The 16458-nt window shown below is 71.1% G+C and carries 16 protein-coding genes; 5 read left to right on the plus strand and 11 right to left on the minus strand.

Annotated features, from left to right (window positions below; genetic code table 11):
• The 3 genes from AB0C29_RS08625 to AB0C29_RS08635 all read right to left on the minus strand — a co-directional run.
• A partial coding sequence (locus tag AB0C29_RS08625) for an ABC transporter ATP-binding protein (RefSeq protein ID WP_360817165.1) occupies window positions 1–434 on the minus strand: 434 nt, incomplete at its 3' end.
• 211 nt (window positions 435–645) lie between these two features.
• Window positions 646–2820, minus strand: coding sequence for a CDP-glycerol glycerophosphotransferase family protein (locus AB0C29_RS08630; RefSeq protein WP_360817168.1), 2175 nt, complete (start codon window positions 2818–2820; stop codon window positions 646–648).
• Window positions 2817–4838, minus strand: coding sequence for a DUF5941 domain-containing protein (locus tag AB0C29_RS08635; RefSeq protein ID WP_360817171.1), 2022 nt, complete (start codon window positions 4836–4838; stop codon window positions 2817–2819). Before AB0C29_RS08635 ends, AB0C29_RS08630 begins: the two co-directional genes overlap by 4 nt.
• Window positions 4839–5056: 218 nt before the next feature.
• Between AB0C29_RS08635 and AB0C29_RS08640 the strand changes: the two genes are divergently transcribed.
• Window positions 5057–5239, plus strand: coding sequence for a PspC domain-containing protein (locus AB0C29_RS08640; RefSeq protein ID WP_360551080.1), 183 nt, complete (start codon window positions 5057–5059; stop codon window positions 5237–5239).
• A 58-nt stretch (window positions 5240–5297) separates the two neighbouring features.
• Here the strand turns inward: AB0C29_RS08640 and AB0C29_RS08645 are convergent, their stop codons facing one another.
• The 7 genes from AB0C29_RS08645 to pdxH all read right to left on the minus strand — a co-directional run bounded on the left by AB0C29_RS08645 (window position 5298) and on the right by pdxH (window position 11319).
• The gene (locus tag AB0C29_RS08645; RefSeq protein ID WP_360817174.1) at window positions 5298–6080 is read right to left on the minus strand and encodes a DUF4230 domain-containing protein; all 783 of its coding nucleotides are present in this window, start codon (window positions 6078–6080) and stop codon (window positions 5298–5300) included.
• 61 nt (window positions 6081–6141) lie between these two features.
• The gene (locus AB0C29_RS08650; protein WP_360817177.1) at window positions 6142–7314 is read right to left on the minus strand and encodes an acyl-CoA dehydrogenase family protein; all 1173 of its coding nucleotides are present in this window, start codon (window positions 7312–7314) and stop codon (window positions 6142–6144) included.
• Between the two features lie 18 nt (window positions 7315–7332).
• Window positions 7333–7629 carry a type II toxin-antitoxin system VapB family antitoxin gene (locus tag AB0C29_RS08655; protein ID WP_125807223.1) on the minus strand — a complete coding sequence of 99 codons (297 nt, stop codon included), beginning with the start codon at window positions 7627–7629 and terminating at the stop codon, window positions 7333–7335.
• A 121-nt stretch (window positions 7630–7750) separates the two neighbouring features.
• Window positions 7751–8401, minus strand: a complete 651-nt coding sequence (locus tag AB0C29_RS08660; protein ID WP_360817180.1) for a nitroreductase family protein — start codon at window positions 8399–8401, stop codon at window positions 7751–7753.
• A gap of 2 nt (window positions 8402–8403) precedes the next feature.
• On the minus strand, window positions 8404–9333 hold the full coding sequence (locus AB0C29_RS08665; RefSeq protein WP_360817182.1) for an aldose 1-epimerase family protein: 930 nt from the start codon (window positions 9331–9333) through the stop codon (window positions 8404–8406).
• Between the two features lie 10 nt (window positions 9334–9343).
• A complete protein-coding gene (locus AB0C29_RS08670) occupies window positions 9344–10591 on the minus strand; it encodes an MFS transporter (RefSeq protein ID WP_360817201.1) in 1248 nt (415 codons plus the stop codon).
• 71 nt (window positions 10592–10662) lie between these two features.
• Window positions 10663–11319 (minus strand): pyridoxamine 5'-phosphate oxidase, encoded by a 657-nt coding sequence (gene pdxH, locus AB0C29_RS08675; RefSeq protein WP_360817185.1) that lies wholly within the window; start codon window positions 11317–11319, stop codon window positions 10663–10665.
• Window positions 11320–11493: 174 nt separating this feature from the next.
• Between pdxH and AB0C29_RS08680 the strand changes: the two genes are divergently transcribed.
• The 3 genes from AB0C29_RS08680 to AB0C29_RS08690 all read left to right on the plus strand — a co-directional run bounded on the left by AB0C29_RS08680 (window position 11494) and on the right by AB0C29_RS08690 (window position 15072).
• Entirely contained in the window at window positions 11494–12600 is a 1107-nt protein-coding gene (locus AB0C29_RS08680) for a citrate synthase 2 (protein ID WP_360817188.1), read from the plus strand.
• A gap of 29 nt (window positions 12601–12629) precedes the next feature.
• Window positions 12630–13751, plus strand: a complete 1122-nt coding sequence (gene serC / locus AB0C29_RS08685) for a phosphoserine transaminase (protein WP_360817191.1) — start codon at window positions 12630–12632, stop codon at window positions 13749–13751.
• Between the two features lie 139 nt (window positions 13752–13890).
• Window positions 13891–15072 carry a histidinol-phosphate transaminase gene (locus AB0C29_RS08690; protein WP_360817193.1) on the plus strand — a complete coding sequence of 394 codons (1182 nt, stop codon included), beginning with the start codon at window positions 13891–13893 and terminating at the stop codon, window positions 15070–15072.
• Here AB0C29_RS08690 and AB0C29_RS08695 read toward each other — a convergent pair.
• Window positions 15069–15515 (minus strand): GNAT family N-acetyltransferase, encoded by a 447-nt coding sequence (locus AB0C29_RS08695; protein WP_360817196.1) that lies wholly within the window; start codon window positions 15513–15515, stop codon window positions 15069–15071. The genes AB0C29_RS08690 and AB0C29_RS08695 overlap by 4 nt on opposite strands.
• A 230-nt stretch (window positions 15516–15745) precedes the next feature.
• On the opposite strand from AB0C29_RS08695, the gene sepH reads away from it, so the two are divergent.
• The coding region (gene sepH / locus AB0C29_RS08700) for a septation protein SepH (protein ID WP_360817199.1) at window positions 15746–16458 on the plus strand (713 nt) is incomplete at its 3' end.

Consider the following 16458-nt stretch of genomic DNA (forward strand, 5'->3'; position numbering starts at 1 on the left):
ATCGCGACCCGCTGGCGCTGGCCGCCGGAGAGCTGGCCGGGCTTGCGGGCGAGCACGTCGCCGATGCCCAGCGCGCTGGCCACGTCGCCGATCCGCTCGCCGCGCGGCCCGGGCTCGATGCCGGAGAGCTTGAGCGGGAAGCCGATGTTGTCGCCGACGGTCATGTGCGGGTAGAGCGCGAAGTCCTGGAAGACCATGGCGATCCGCCGGTCGCGCGGGGCCAGGTCCATGACCGGTTCGCCGTTGAGCAGGATGGCGCCGGCCGAGGGGTCCTCGAGGCCGGCGATCATGCGCAGGACGGTGGACTTGCCGCACCCGGACGGCCCGAGCAGGACCATGAACTCACCGTCCTCGACGTCGAGGCTGACGCGGTCGACCGCGACCGTACCGTCCGGCCAGACCTTGGTGACGTCCTTGAGCGCGACGGTGGACACCGTCAACCTCCTGCGTTTGAGCTGCGACGATGGCTTAGCGTGACTACAGCCATCGATGCCTGCCATCGGGTGAACGTGCCATTTGCCGACAGTCACCGGATCGTCACCCGTTTGCGGGCTTCGCAAGATCGACTAATTGCATCGTCTGTGCAGGTCGCAGTACTCAAGACCCCGTCGCGACGGGAAGGGCCGGGTGTTCCGGACCGGAAATTTACTTACCGGTACCGGCCAGTAACACCCGGCGCACGACCCGTTCGGCCGCTCCGCCGTCGTCGAGGGAGCAGAACCGTTCCCGGAACCGGGCCCGCCGCTCGCCCGCGACGGCGTCCTCGTAGGCACCGCCGCGGAAGACCTCGACCAGTTCGGCGAAGGTCGTCGCCACCGCACCCGGCGGAAGTTCCATCAGGTCGAAGTACGTGCCACGCAGCTCACGGTAGGCCGGCCAGTCGGGCGCGAAGATCACCAACGGCCGGTCGAGCACGGCGAAATCGAACATCGCCGACGAGTAGTCGGTGATCAGCACGTCGGCGGCCAGATAGAGGTCCTCGACCACCGGGTACGCGGACACGTCCAAAATCCGCCCCCGCCGCGCCCCGGTCCGCTGAGCCGCGGTCACGTGGAAGTAGTGCGCCCGGACGAGCAGCACCGTGTCCGGTCCCAGGCGGTCGGCGAACGCGTCGATGTCCAGCACCTGCTGACCGGGCGGCAGCCACTCCCGGTGCGTCGGCGTGTAGAGCACGACCCGCTCGCCGGGTGCGATCCCCAGCTTCTCCCGCATGGCGGCCGTCTCCGCCGGCGTCGCGAGGGCCAGCCGGTCGTTGCGCGGGTAGCCGACCTCGAGCGTCTCGTACCGGCAGGGGTACGCCCGCTCCCAGGCGACCGTCGTGTGCGCGTTCGCCGTGATGCTGAAGTCCCAGCGGTCCGCCCGGCCCATCTGCGCCCGGAAGTCCTGGTCCTTGGCCGCGGCCGGGTGATCGGCCTGGTCCATGCCCATCATCTTCAGCGGCGTGCCGTGGTGGGTCATCACGTGCGTGGTGCCGGGCCGCTTGACCACCCAGTTCGGCCAGTTGACGTTGTTGACCAGCCAGCGCGCCCGCGCCAGCAGGCGGTAGTACTCCCGCGAGCCGGCGACCACGTAGTCGGTGCCCGGCGGCACGGACTTGAGCCGGGACCGGCCGACCACCCACACGTTGCGCACGTCCGGGGCCAGCTCCGCCGCCTTGGCCGCGATCGCCGCGGGGTTGCAGCTCACCCCGCGATACCAGTACGCGGCGTACAGCGCGAGCTTGTCGTCCACCGGCCGCCGCAGCTGGAGCTTGTAGTAGCCCTGGTACACGGCTTCCCGGACCTTGCGGGCGAGCTTGCGGGCCCGGCGGATCGAGACCCGCTTGAACCGCCGTACTTTCTTGGCCTTGCGGGCTGCCCCCTCCGCGACCCGGAACGGCAGGAACGCCTCTTTCTCCACGAGCCGGTACGGCAGCCCCTCCGGCCCGTCCGGGATCTCGTAGCCGGCCGCGGGCCGGTACTTGCGGGCGTGCTCGACGATCCGCTCGAAGAAGCGCCGGCGTGAGCCCCGCCGCACCCGCTCGGCGTTGCGCAGCACGCTGAGGTAGTGCCAGAGCATCCGCTTGTAGAGCGCCGGCCGCAGCACCTCGGGCTGCGCCGAGAAGGCGTCGACCATGGTGAACGCGTGTTCCCAGTGGTCGAAGATCTCGAAGTGCCGGTCCCCCAGGGTCCGGGTGATCGCCCCGGTCCGGCGCTGCCGGTAGTGCACGCAGGTGCGCGGCAGGCCACTGATCCGCTGGGCCGCGGCCAGCACCGGGTACGTGAACGAGACGTCCTCGTACCAGCCCTGCTCGAAGCGGAAGTCGAGCTTGACCAGCAGGTCCCGGCGGACGACCTTGTTCCAGGCGACGTGCAGCACGTTGAGCACCCGTGGCCACTCCGCCACGGTGAACGTCTCCGGCGCCTCGGCCAGCACCTTCGCGGCACCCGCGACCACCACCCGGCCGTCCCAGTGCACCCGGTCGAAACCGAAGATCAGCACGTCGGGACCGGTGTCGGCGAGCCGGTCGGCGATCGCGGTGAGCGCGCCCTGGGCCAGCCAGTCGTCGCTGTCCAGGAACCAGACGTAGTCGCCGGTCGCGTGGTCGAGGCCGAGGTTGCGGGCCCGGCCCAGCCCGACGTTCTCCGGCGCGGTGACGACCTTGACCCGGGAGTCACGGGCGGCGTACTCGGCCAGGATGGCGCCGCTGTGGTCCGGCGAGCAGTCGTCGACGGCCACGACCTCGATGTCGGTGAACGGCTGCTCGAGCAGGGAGTCCAGGCACTGCCGCAGGTAGCCCTGCACCTTGTACACGGGCAGGACCACGCTGAGCAGGGTCATCGCTTACCTCCGGAGCGCCAGTCACGAACCGCACCCGCGAGGAACGAGCCGCCCACGACGACGGCGAGCAGCAGCTCCCCGACCGTGGCGACCCCGGCCAGCGCACTCAGCACCAGCACGACGACCCGGCCGTCCCAGCCGAGCCATGCCCTCGCCGCAGTGGCGTCGGGCGCACCCTTCTCCATCCGGGCGGTCAGGTCGTAGTGATCAAGTGCCAGGACGAACAACAGCAGATAAACAATGGGCGTGGGCACGGCACAGATCAGGCCGACCGCGACGACCATGAGGTATTCGGCCGCGCGCAGCCCGGCCGGGATCAGCCAGTCCAGCGGGCCGCCGTGCCGCGCCCGGGCGGCCAGCCCGGCGCCGAGCACCAGCAGCGTGACCGCGATCAGCCAGACCGAGGCGTCGCCGGCCCGGACCAGATCCACCCGGAGGTCGCCGGAGGTCCAGAAGCCCCACTCGCTGCCGCCCGGCACGACGCCGGTCAGCAACCCGATCACCAGTCCCAGGGCCGCCAGGGCCGCCACGACGGTGCAGACCAGCGGGGCCTTGACCTTCGCCGCGCTCAGGACCGCGCGGACGAGCAGGCCGTCGTCGCGGTGCCGCGACGTGTCGACCGTGTCCAGCACGCCGACGCGCATCGAGAACGAGCGCAGAGACCGCAGACCCAAGGTGTACGCCGCAGCGAGCAGTCCCCAGCCCACCACAGCGGCCAGGGCCACCCGTCCGTTGCTCACCGCGGCGAGCACGGCGATCAGCGCCCAGCGCTCCCCGATCGGGAAGACCACGATCCGCTTGAGCCAGTACGCCGCCGACCCGGTGTCCGCCTGGACCCGGTTCGAGGCCCGGCTCAGCCGCGCTCCCACGCCACCGCCGGCGTCACTGTTGCCGGCGGTGCCGACGGACTGCCGGGCGGCGGCTTCGTCGTGCAGGGCGCCGTACCAGGTGTCGGTCATGTGGCGGACCGTCTGCAACACGATCGCGGTGATCGCGAGCGGCCACGCGTACGGCAGACCGGCCCGTTCCGCACCGGCGGCGAGACCGGCGTAGACGGCGTACTCCTTGGCCCGGTCGGCCATGGTGTCGAGCCAGCCGCCGAACGCGCCGAACGTGCGGGTGTAGCGGGCCAGTTGTCCGTCCACACAGTCCAGGACGAAGCCGAGGTAGAGCAGGACGGCCCCGGCGATGAGCGCGGGCCGCGAACCCTCCCAGAAAGCGAGGGCGGCGGCCACGGCGAAGACGACGGACACCGCGGTGACACCACTCGGGGTCAGGCCGAGGCGGGCGCACAGCTTGGTGACGATCGGGGACCAGGTGCTCACCGCGTACGTGGTGAAGAAGTCGTCCTTCTCCTTGACGGCCAGCCGCAGCAACGCGGCGTCCTCGTCCACCGCGGCGACAGCGGCCCGGGCGGTGACGAGACCGGCCTCGGTGTGCACCCGCTCGGCGTGCAGCAGCCGCACCCGGGTGGCGATGGGCACCAGCCCCGCCGCCAGCAGAGCGCGCAGCAGCACGTCGATGGCGTCGCGCTGAGCGGTCGCGGTGGCCGCACCCTCGCCGGCATCATGCGCGGGCGACGGCTGAACCGAGTGGTCGGCCGCCTGCGACGCGGCGGCTGCCAGGATCGGCAGGTCGGCCGGGGCGATGCTGATCGCGCCCAGGAAGCGGGTCGTCCCATCACTGGCGAACACCAGGCGGCCGCGCTCCTCGCGCAGATCACCACCGTCCTCGGCGACCACCAGCGCGGTGCTGCGGCCGGCCGGCTCGGTGGCCAGGGTGCGCAGCAGGCTCGGATGCGCGACCAGGTTGTCGGCGCAGAGCAGCAGCGGCTCGTCGGCGACGGCGGCGATCCGGGCGACCTCGCGCAGCTGACCCGCGACGTCGAGACCATCCACCGGAACGACGGTCGTGGACCCCGCGGCGGCCAGCGCCGCGGTCAGCTCGTCGGCGAGCCGGCGGGCGGCACCCGGACCGAGGTCGTTGCCGGTGCTCCCGCACAGGACGGCGAGCGTCACCGAGACATCCCTCCCACCTCGGACGCCCGTGCACGCGGTGTGTGGGGGCGAGATTGCCCAGATGTTAACAGCGGCCCCGCACCGGGTACGGGTAGCCCTTACGGGAATGTGAGCGCCCTTCTCCACCTCGGGACCGAGGGCGGAGTGGCGGCTGGTCCATACCGTTGACAGTGGTTGCGGCGCTCGGCTGCGACCACCACCGATGAGGAGTGAGTGACGTGACCCGCCGACTTGCCCGGCCCCGCGACGACCGATGGATCGCCGGCGTCTGTTCCGCCCTGGCCCGCCGGTTCGGGGTCTCCTCTTCAGTGATGCGGCTGATCTTCGTCGTGTCCTGCCTGCTGCCCGGCCCGCAGTTCCTGATCTATCTGATCCTCTGGGTCCTGCTCCCCAACGAGTGACCTCGGACAAAGCGCGGCGCCCCTTCCCACGGCCGGGAGGGGGCGCCGCCTCTTTGTGTCAGGGAGTGGCGAAGGTGACCGTCACCGAGGTGTAGCCCAGGCTGGCGAGCAGGCCGGTGAGCATCTTCTCGGTGTTGTCGCGGGCCCGCTGATCGAGCCCGCTGCTGCGCGCCGCCTCGGTGATCCGCTGCTGGGCGAGCTGATAGACGCGCTGCTGCTGGTTCGGATCGTTGCTGAACGCGCCGCCGATGCGGTTGAGCAGGCCGCGTTCCTCCGCGACGACGTAGCTGCGCTCCATGTCGAGGGCGGCCTGGCCCTGCTGCGGGGCGGGCAGCTCGATCTGCACCGACTTGTCGGCGTTGTTGACCTTGAGTGCGCCCTCGGTGAGCGTGCCGAAGTCGACGTACTCCTCGACCGTGCCCGAGCCCACGAACAGCGTGCGCTTGTTGACCAGGAACTCGGGGATGTTCTCCTTGTTCTCCTGGAGGTCGACGATGACCTGGAAGGTGCCGTCGGCCGCGACGTAGCGGCTCAGGTCCCGCATCGACTGCAGCAGCACCGGCTGGCTGCGGTCGGTGGTCTTGTCGGAGAACGGGTTGTCGAAGCTGGGCAGGACGTTGATCGCGCGCAGCCCGAGGCACATGGCCACGATCAGCGCGAAGACCACGCCGGTGAAGATGACGACGCGGGCGAACCCGCCCAGACCCGGCTTGCGGTCCCCGGCCGGGGCCGGATCCGGGCCGGCCGGGTCGTCCACGGATGGTGCGGGGCGGGTCGCTACCTGGTCGTCGACCTCGGGATACTCCCGGGTCGGCTCGTCGACGTCACGCGAACTTGCCATCGGTGCTCACCCCCTCCTTCTGTGCTCAACGGTACGGAAGGGGTACGACACTCGCATCCGGTCAGCCGGCGAAGGCGCTCAACCCCGTCAATTTCTGCCCGATGACCAGCTGGTGGATCTCCGAGGTTCCCTCGTAGGTGAGCACACTTTCGAGGTTGTTGGCGTGCCTGAGCACCGGATACTCGCCGCTGATGCCGTTGGCGCCGAGGATCGTGCGGCACTGCCGGGCGATCTTGATGGCTTCCCGGACGTTGTTGAGCTTGCCCACGCTGACCTGCTCGGGGCGCAGCCCGACGGCGTCGTGCCGGCGGCCCAGGTGCAGCGCCAGCAGATAGCCCTTCTGCAGCTCGAGGGTCATGTCGGCCAATTTCGCCTGGGTCAGCTGGAAACCCGCGATCGGACGGCCGAACTGCTCGCGGGTGCCGGCGTACGCGATCGCGGTCTCCAGGCAGTCGCGGGCCGCACCCAGCGCACCCCAGACGATGCCGAACCGGGCCTCGGTGAGGCAGGACAGCGGAGCCTTGAGGCCGCGCGCGGTGGGCAGCCGGGCCGACTCGGGCACCCGGACGTCGTCGAGGGTGATCTCGCCGGTGGCCGAGGCGCGCAGCGACAGCTTGAGCTTGACCTCACGGGCGGTGAAACCCTCGGTCGAGGTGGGCACGGCGAACCCGGCCACGCCCTCGTCGGTGCGGGCCCAGATCACCGCCACGTCGGCGACCGGGGCGTTGGTGATCCACATCTTGCCGCCGGTCAGCACCCAGTCGTCGCCGTCGCGCCGGGCCCGGGTCGCCATGTTCGCCGGGTCGGAGCCGTGGTCCGGCTCGGTCAGCCCGAAGCAGCCGATCAGCTCCCCCGCGGCCATGCCGGGCAGCCAGCGCTGCTTCTGCTCCTCGCTGCCGTACTTCCAGATGGCGTACATCGCGAGCGAGCCCTGCACGGAGACGAGCGAGCGCACACCCGAGTCGGCGGCCTCCAGCTCCAGGCAGGCCAGCCCGTACGCCACGGCGGACGCGCCGGCGCAGCCGTAGCCGGTCAGGTGCATGCCGAGCAGGCCGAGCTTGCCGAACTCGAGGGACAGATCGCGGACGGGGACCTCGCCGCGCTCGTACCAGTCGGCGACGTAGGGGCGGACCCGGTCGTCGACGACCCGGCGGGCGAGCGCGCGGACATCGCGCTCCTCGTCGGTCAGCAGAGCGTCCAGGTCGAGGAGATCGAGCGGGGAGACGACGGCCATACCCATAAACTAGCGGTGTTAGTTGTCGATGACGAGCACTCTCGCGTGGATCTGGTTGCGCTGCTGCAGCGCCGCCCGCAACGCGCGGTGCAGGCCGTCCTCCAGATAGAGGCCGCCGTGCCACTCGACGACGTGCGGGAACAGGTCGCCGTAGAACGTCGAGTCCTCGGCCAGCAGCTTGTCCAGGGCCAGCTCACGCTTGGTGGTGATGAGATCGGCCAGCCGGATGGGGCGGGGCGGGATCTCGGCCCATCTCTTGAGTGTCGTGTGATGGTCGGGGTACGGCGCTCCGTCCCGTACCGCTTTGAAGATCACGACGGCACGCTCCCCTCCGGTCCTCACGCACGTCCAGCCCGCCCGGCGGACAGCTGTGCCTGCCAGCCTAGCGAGCCGCCAGCCTAGCGGCCGGTCCGCGTCCCGGCGTCGTCACCCGTTGTCAGGTTTCCCTCGCGGACGGCCCACCGGCCGCGGTCCACCGGCCATGATGCACCACCTCGTCCACCGGGCGGTGCCCCCGGCGTAGTGACGGTGACCTCTTGTCGGGTGCCGGGTAGCCGATGGTCAGGGCGCCCACCGGCACGAATTCGTCAGGAATGCCGAATGCGTCCCGGAACGGACCGACCCGCTCGGCCGGCACCCCGAAGAACAGCGAACCCAGCTCCTCGTTCACCGCGGTCAGGTGGATGAGCAGGGCGGCGAAGCCGGTGTCGATGTCCCAGTACGGCACCGGCCAGCGGCTCTCGTCCCGGTCGGTCCAGCCCTTGTCGGCCTGGGCGTAGCGCTCCAGGTAGACCGACTTGTTGGAGAGCGCCACGATGATCAGCGGCGCCGAGCGCATCCGGTCGAGCCACGAGCCGGCCGCGGCCTGTTCCGCCGCGGCGTCCCCGCGGGGCGCCGTCACCGACCAGTAGAGCTCGCGGTCAGCCGGCTCGCTCAGCACCAGGAAACCCCAGCCCTGGGAGAAGCCGGCCGAGGGCGCCCGCAACGCGTGCCGGATCAGCTTGTCGACGATCTCCGGCGGCACCGGCCGGTCCGGGTCATAGGTGCGGACCATCCGGCGCCGGCGCAGGACCTCGTCGAACTCCATGCTCAGGCCGCCGAGGGCCGCACACCCCAGCTGGCCCGCCAGGTCTGCCCGGGCGCCAGCACGATCAGGTCGCGGCCGGAGCGGAACGCGTCCGGCGGGCAGGTCATCGGCTCGATGGCCAGGGACCGGCGGAACCGCTCACCGGTCAGCGTGTCGCCGGTGAAGACCTGCCACCAGTGGAAGTTCTCGTCGCCCCAGACCGTGACGGACTGCGAGCCGTCGGGCGCGGCGATGGTCACCGCGGAACCGCCGTCGGCCTGGCGGTCCAGGTCACCCCAGGTGGTGTCCAGCACGGCCGAGCCGACCCGGCGGGGCTCGGTGTAGTCGTACTCGGTGCCGGCCACCTTGACCGCGCCGATCGGCAGCAGCCGGGCGTCGGCCAGGACCCGGCTGCGGCCGGGCACGTGCAGCAGGATGTCGTCGACCGCGACGCCGGGCAGCTGGAGGTACGGGTGCACGGAGAAGCCCCAGGGCGCGTTCTGGTCGCTGGTGTTGACGACCTCCTGCTCCGAGCGCAGCCCGTCGGCGGAGACGCTCCACCGGGTGCGCAGGGTCAGCGCCCACGGGTAGCCGATCTGCGGCGGCAGGTCGAACTCCACCGTCACCGAGTCGCCCGTCTGGTCGGCGAGCTTCCACCGCGACCAGTTGGTCAGCCCGTGGATCGCGTTGTGCCGCGCGGGCTCGGTCAGCGACAGCTGGTGCGCGGTGTCCTCGAAGGTGTAGTGCCCGTCGCGGATCCGGTTGGGCCAGGGGGCCAGGATCTGGCCGGCCGAAGCGGGCGAGATCTCGTCCGGGCCGAAGCCGTCCAGAACCTCCCGGCCGCCCGCGGAGTAGTGGCGCAGTACGCCACCGACCTCCACGATCACGGCCCGGTGGCCATCGGCCTCGATGGCCCACTGCAATCCAGATCTCGCCGCCACGACGTCAGTCATGCCGCTGACATTATCGGTTGTCCTCCGAGGCGGCCGGGGGACGGTAGCGAAGCAGGGCGGGGAAGGCCAGCGCGAGCACGACCGCCAGCCCGGCGGCGGCGAAACCACCACCGGCCCAGGAGGCGGTGGGCCCGGCCACGTCGGCGGTGGCACCGGCCCGCAGATCACCCAGCCGGGGACCCCCGGCCACCACCACGGTGAAGACGCCCTGCAGCCGTCCGCGCAGCCGGTCGGGCGCGAACGTCTGCAGGATCGACTGCCGGTAGACGGCACTGACCAGGTCGGCCGCGCCGCCGACGGCGAGCAGCAGCACCATCAGCCAGAGCGAGTGGGCCAGGCCGGCCAGCCCGACCGCGATGCCCCAGCCCACGACGGCGATGACCAGGGCGACCCCCTGCCGCTTGATCCGCCCGATCCAGCCGGAGGTCAGCCCGCCGAGCACCGAGCCGATCGCGATGGCGGCGAAGAGCCAGCCCACGGCCGAGCCGCCGCCGAAACGGTCCTCGGCGATCTCCGGGAACAGCGCCCGCGGCATGGCCAGCACCATCGCGACGATGTCCACCGCGAAGGAGAGCAGCAGCACCGGCTGGCCGGCCAGGAACCGCAGGCCGTCGGCGATGCCGCGCAGACCGGCGGTGGGCCGGGCGGTGACGCCGTCGTCGTGCACCGGCGGGATCGGCGGCAGCCGGTAGGTGGCCCAGAACGAGATGGTGAACAGCACCGCGTCGACCGCGTACGCGATGGTCACGCCCGTGTCGGTGGACCAGGCGCCGAAGATCAGGCCCGCGGCCAGCGGGCCGAGGACGCCGCCGGCGGTCGTGGTCGTGTAGGCCAGGGTGTTCGCCGCCGGCACCAGCTCGCCCGGCACGATCCGCGGGATGATCGCCTGCCGGGCCGGTGAGCTCACCGCGAAGCCGGCCGACTGCACGGCGGTCAGCGCGAGCAGCACCCACGGGCTGTGCAGGCCGAGCAGCGCCTGCACCAGCAGGCCGGCGGTGGCCACCCAGGCCAGCGTGGAACTGGCCAGCAGCAGCTTGCGGCGGTCCACCACGTCGGCGGCGGCGCCGCCCCACAACCCGAAGACCAGCAGCGGGACCAGGGCGGCGATCCCGAGCAGGCCCACCCAGGCGGAGGACCGGGTGATCGAGAACATCTCCACCGGTACGGCCACCGAGGTGAACTGGAAGCCGAAGTACGCGACACCGTTGCCGATCCACATCCGCCGGTACGCCGTCCCGCGCAGCGGCCGGACGTCGATGACCCAGCTGCGGCGCCGTTCCTTGACGGCTTCCCCGGTGACCTGGCTCGCGGCCTCGACCGGCTCCTGGCTCACGGAGCGAGCCGCTCGACGACCCAGCCCGGGCCCGTACGGCGGAAGCGCAGCCGGTCGTGCAGCCGGTTGCTGCGGCCCTGCCAGAACTCGACCGTCTCGGGGATCACCCGCAGCCCACCCCAGTGCGGCGGAGGCGGCACCGGCCCCTCGGTGCCGAACCGCTCGACGGCGGCGGCCAGCCCGGCCTCCACCGCGGCCCGGTCGGGCAGCACCTCACTCTGCGGGCTCGCCCACGCGCCGAGCTGCGAGCCGCGCGGCCGGGTCGCGAAGTACTCCTCGGTCTCGGCCCGGTCCACCGGCTCGACGGCGCCGGCCACCAGCACCTGCCGTTGCATCGGGAACCACGGGAACACCAGGCTCGCGGCCGGGTTGCTCAGCGCCTCGGTGCCCTTGCGGGAGGCGTAGTTGGTGAAGAAGACGAACCCGCGCTCGTCGTAGCCCTTGAGCAGGACCGTACGGGCGCTGGGCCGGGCCGCCGGATCGGCCGTGGCGACGATCATGGCGTTGGGCTCGGGCAGGCCGGCCGCGCTGGCCTCGGCGAACCAGCGGGCGAACTGGCTGGTCCAGTCCGCGGCCAGGTCGGACTCGAGCAGCGCGCCCCGCTCGGTGTAGTCGCGCCGCATGCCGGCGGGCGACAAGGATTCCGGGGTCACACGCTCTCCTTATCCGAGATTGACCAATCGAACCTAAGTCCCGGACGGGGGCCCGTCCCCTCGGCGAGGATAGGTGTCGCCGACAGCACATTTCCGCGGGTCGACCACCGGTCACCCAGCGGGCAAGATGAAACACCCACGGCTTTGTCCAGCCGGGACCCCAGGAGGCGCATCGTGTCCGATTTCAAGCCGGGCCTGGAAGGCGTGATCGCCTTCGAGACGGAGATCGCCGAGCCGGACAAAGCGGGCGGCGCGCTGCGCTACCGGGGCGTCGACATCGAGGATCTCATCGGTCACGTCTCGTTCGGCAACGTCTGGGCCCTGCTGGTCGACGGTCGCTTCGGTCCGGGGCTGCCGCCGGCCGAGCCGTTCCCGGTCCCGGTGCACTCCGGCGACATCCGCGTCGACGTGCAGTCGGCGGTCGCCATGCTCGCGCCGTACTGGGGGCTCAGCCAGCTGCTCGACATCGACGAGGACCAGGTCCGCACCGACCTGGCCCGGGTCTCGGTCACCGCGCTGTCGTTCGTCGCGCAGGCCGCCCGCGGGCTGGGCCTGCCGGCCGTGCCGCAGAAGGACATCGACAAGGCGCAGACGATCGTCGAGCGGTTCATGAAGCGCTGGCGCGGCGAGCCCGACCCCCGGCACGTCAAGGCGGTCGACGCGTATTTCATCTCGGCGGCCGAGCACGGCCTGAACGCCTCCACCTTCACGGCCCGGATCGTCGCCTCGACCGGCGCGGACGCCGCGGCCTGCATCTCCTCCGGCATCGGCGCGCTCTCCGGCCCGCTGCACGGCGGCGCCCCGTCCCGGGTGCTGCACATGATCGAGGCCGTCGAGCGCAGCGGCGACGCGGAGGGTTACGTCAAGGGCGTGCTCGACCGCGGCGAGCGGCTGATGGGCTTCGGCCACCGCGTCTACCGCGCCGAGGACCCGCGCGCCCGCGTGCTGCGGCGTACGGCCAAGGAGCTGGGCGCGCCCCGCTTCGAGGTCGCCGAGGCCCTGGAGAAGGCGGCCCTGGCCGAGCTGCACGCCCGCAAGCCCGACCGGGTGCTGGCCACCAACGTCGAGTTCTGGTCCGCGGTCGTGCTGGACTTCGCCGAGGTGCCGTCGCACATGTTCACCTCGATGTTCACCTGTGCCCGGGTGGCGGGCTGGAGTGCCCACATCCTCGAGCAGAAGAGGCTGGGCCGCATCGTGCGCCCCAGCGCCCTCTACGTGGGACCGGAGCCGCGCAAGCCCCAGGACGTCGAGGGCTGGGACGCGGTGCCGCATAATCTGTAACGGCTGACTGACCCTCTGGAAGGACCCCCGTGGCTGACCCGATCCGGATTCCCGACGACCTCAAGCCCGTCGACGGGCGGTTCGGCTCCGGGCCGAGCAAGGTCCGTCCGGAGGGCGTCGAAGCGCTGTCCCGGGTGGCCACCAGCTACCTGGGCACGTCGCATCGCCAGCGCACGGTCAAGGACCAGGTGGCCCGGCTGCGGGCCGGCATCGCCCAGTTCTTCTCCGCCCCGGACGGCTACGAGGTGATCATCTCCAACGGTGGCACCAGCGCCTTCTGGGAGACGGCGGCGTTCGGGCTGGTCCGCGACAAGGCCCAGTTCGCCGAGTTCGGCGAGTTCGGCGCCAAGTTCGCCAAGGCGGTCCGCGACGCGCCGTTCCTGGCCGAGCCGACCGTGCACAAGGCACCCGCCGGCAGCGCGGCCTACCTGACCGCCGAGGCCGGGGTGGACACCTACGCCAGCGTGCAGAACGAGACGTCCACCGGCGTGGCGGTGCCGGTGCAGCGGGTGGCCGGCGCCGACCCGGGTGCGCTGATCCTGACCGACGCCACCTCGGGCGGCGGCAGCATCGACGTCGACCTGACCCAGACAGACGTGTATTACCTGGCCCCGCAGAAGGCGTTCGGTTCGGACGGCGGCCTGTGGATCGCCCTGATGTCACCGGCCGCGATCGCCCGCGCCCACGAGATCAAGGAGTCGGGCCGCTACATCCCGCAGTTCCTGGACCTGGTCACGGCGATCGAGCAGTCCCGGCTGGAGCAGACCTACAACACCCCGGCGCTGGCCACCGTCTTCCTGGCCGCCGAGCAGGTCGACTGGATGAACGCGCAGGGCGGCCTCGGGTGGGCGGCCAAGCGCAGCGCCGAGAGCGCGGCGGCGATCTACGGCTGGGCGGACCGCTCGGAGGTGGCCGGCCCGTTCGTCACCGACCCGGCGCTGCGGTCGCACGCGGTGGCCACGATCGACTTCGCCGACAGTGTGGACGCGGCGCAGCTCGCCAAGGTGCTCCGGGCCAACGGCATCGTGGACACGGAGCCGTACCGCAAGCTCGGCCGCAACCAGCTGCGCATCGCGCTGTACCCGACCGTGGACCCGGCCGACGTCGAGGCGCTCACCCGCTGCATCGATTACGTCATCCATAAGTCCTGAACGATCCCGCGGCGTCGCCCGTACTGACGGGCGGCAATGTCGCCGGACTCGGGAGGCACGGATGGCACGGACGGGTATCGATACCTCGATCCTGCACAAGGGTGCACACAGCGCCTCTTATTTCGATCTCTCTCGTAGCATGAACGACGGCGCCGAGATCGTGGACTTCTGCATCCCGTGCAACCCGTACTTCCCCACCCCGGAGATGTTCGACGAGCTGTCCCGCGACCTGAAGAACATCCTGAAGTACTACCCGAGCGACTCGGCCAGCATCACCAACAAGCTGGCCAGCGTGCTGGGCCTGCACCCGCAGACCGTGGCCATGGCCAACGGGTCCACCGAGCTGATCACCTGGATCGACCACCTCCTGATCAAGGAGAGCGTCGCGATCCCGATCCCGACGTTCGGCCGGTGGACCGACCAGCCACTGGAGACCGGCAAGCGGGTCGACATGTTCCCGCTGCAGGAACGCGACGGCTTCCGGCTCAACCTGGAGGACTACGTACGGTTCATCCGCGACCGCGGCTCCCGGGTCGCGGTGGTCTGCAACGTCAACAACCCGGACGGCTGCTACCTGGCCCGGCGCGACGTCATCCGCTTCATGGACGCGCTCGGCGACCTCGACCTGGTGGTCATCGACGAGTCGTTCATCGACTTCTCCGACGCCGAGCAGTACCCCTCGGTCGGGCCGGACGCGGTGATCCGGCCGAACACCGTCGTGCTGAAGAGCCTCGGCAAGAACTTCGGCCTGCACGGCATCCGCTTCGGCTACCTGATGGCCAACCCGGCGATCGCCGGCAAGATCGCCAAGATTCTGCCCAAGTGGAACCTGAACTCGCTGGCCGAGAAGGTCGTCTACATGATCGAGGACCACCAGGACGAGTACGAGGACAGCCTGCGCCTGCTCAGCCGCGACCGCCGCGCGATGGCCGTCGAGCTGGCCCGCATCCCCGGACTGACCGTCTTCCCGTCGCAGGGCAACTTCATCCTGGTCAAGCTGCCGACCGAGTGGTCCGGCGTGGCCCTGCGCGACTACCTGGTCGCCAACCACGGCGTCTACACCCGTGAGTGCGGCAACAAACTGGGCATGACCAGCCAGTTCATGCGCCTGGTGGTGCGACCGACCCGCGACGTGGACCGGCTGATCGACGGCATGCTCGACTACGGCCGGCAGTTCCGGAGCCGGCTCATGTACGACGAGGACCCGCTGGAGCCGGCCCGCCGCTGGGCCAGCACGGTGGAGGAGGAACCGGACAACCTGATCCAGTACCCGGCCCACCGCACCACGGAGTACGCCGGCCGGCGCGCCGCGAACGGCTAGACCGAGCGGATCATGACGAGTTCGCCGTGGTCGAGCTCGCCGGTCTCGACGAATCCGGCGGAGCGGTAGAGCTTGCGGGCGCTCTCGTTGGACGGCACGACACTCAGGCGGACCCGGTCCACCCCGCGCTCGCGCTGGATCCACGCCACGGCGGCCTCGAGCGCCGCCCGACCCAGCCCACGGCCCTGGAACTGGTGGGCGATCATCAGGCGCGCGATGCTGTGCCCCTCGGCGGGCTTGTCCTTGTCGATCGGGTGGAACAGCACGAAGCCGACCACCTCGTCGCCGGAGTACACCGCCCGGGGCTCCGCGTCGGGGTAGATGTGGGTCTCGGCGATGCTGCGGACATTGGGCGCCACGAAGTCCGACTGCTCCGGGCGTACCTCCAGCTTGATGACGGTCCGGAAGTTCTCCGCGGTGATCGGGCGCAACTCGACGGTCATGCCGTCTTTGTAGGCCTGCCCGGCGCCGGCCGCAACGCCTTATCGCCGCCGGAGATCGCCTCGTCGCGGCCCAGGATCGTTGAAGATCATCTCTGCAGGTCAATGACTTTGACGGCGTGGCATACCCCCATCGAGTGACCGGGGCGCGTACCGTGTTCCGAAACGCGCCCGGGTGGCTGACTCTCGGGAGCACAGGCCAGACAGCGGCGAGCACGGGACGGAGGCAACGCATGCGGCCGGTACGCTTCGTGGCCCTCTCCGAAGATGGTCAGGCCCTGGTGCTCGCCGACGAGGTCGGCAGGCTCCTGGCACTCCCGATAGACGACCGGATCAGCGGTGCGCTGCAGGCCGACGGCACCCCGCACCCGGTCGGCACGGCCGTGGCGGTGGCGAACGCCGAGGTGATGGCATCCCTGTCCCCCCGCGACATCCAGGCCCGGATCCGCTCCGGCGAGTCCGCCGAGGACGTCGCCCGGGTGGCCGGAGTCCCGGTCGACCGTGTTCTGCGCTACGCGGGCCCGGTGCTGCAGGAGCGGGCCATGCTGGCCCAGCACGCGCGCCGCACCCGCCTCAAGACCTCCGACTCCGGTGCCCCGCTGGCCGAGGTCGTGGACAGCCGGCTCGCCCAGCACGGCATCGACACCGAGAAGATCTCCTGGGACGCGTTCCGCCGCGAGGACGGCACCTGGCGCATCGTCGCCACGTGGCCGTCCGGCAAGGCGACCGCCCAGGCGATGTGGGATCTCGACAAGGGCCGCCAGGTGGTGGCCCCGCACGACGACATGGCGCAATACCTGTGCGCCGAGCGCCCGACCCAGATCCTGGGCCAGGAGCCGGTGCCGGAGCGCACCCCGCACGAGCGCGGCGGCCACGGTCTGCCGGGCCCGTCGCGAATCAACGAGCCGGCCCGCGGTGGCCGGGGCCTGCCCGCCGCGTCCGACGC

It is taken from the genome of Actinoplanes sp. NPDC048791, from assembly GCF_040650095.1.
Classification (GTDB): Bacteria; Actinomycetota; Actinomycetes; order Mycobacteriales; family Micromonosporaceae; genus Actinoplanes.

Excerpts from the sequence above, each read along its gene's own strand:
- AB0C29_RS08630 (WP_360817168.1), bottom strand. The coding sequence starts at position 2,820 with ATGACCCTGCTCAGCGTGGTCCTGCCCGTGTACAAGGTGCAGGGCTAC.
- AB0C29_RS08645 (WP_360817174.1), bottom strand. The coding sequence starts at position 6,080 with ATGGCAAGTTCGCGTGACGTCGACGAGCCGACCCGGGAGTATCCCGAG.
- AB0C29_RS08650 (WP_360817177.1), bottom strand. The coding sequence starts at position 7,314 with ATGGCCGTCGTCTCCCCGCTCGATCTCCTCGACCTGGACGCTCTGCTG.
- AB0C29_RS08660 (WP_360817180.1), bottom strand. The coding sequence starts at position 8,401 with ATGGAGTTCGACGAGGTCCTGCGCCGGCGCCGGATGGTCCGCACCTAT.
- AB0C29_RS08665 (WP_360817182.1), bottom strand. The coding sequence starts at position 9,333 with ATGACTGACGTCGTGGCGGCGAGATCTGGATTGCAGTGGGCCATCGAG.
- AB0C29_RS08690 (WP_360817193.1), top strand. The coding sequence starts at position 13,891 with ATGAACGACGGCGCCGAGATCGTGGACTTCTGCATCCCGTGCAACCCG.
- AB0C29_RS08695 (WP_360817196.1), bottom strand. The coding sequence starts at position 15,515 with ATGACCGTCGAGTTGCGCCCGATCACCGCGGAGAACTTCCGGACCGTC.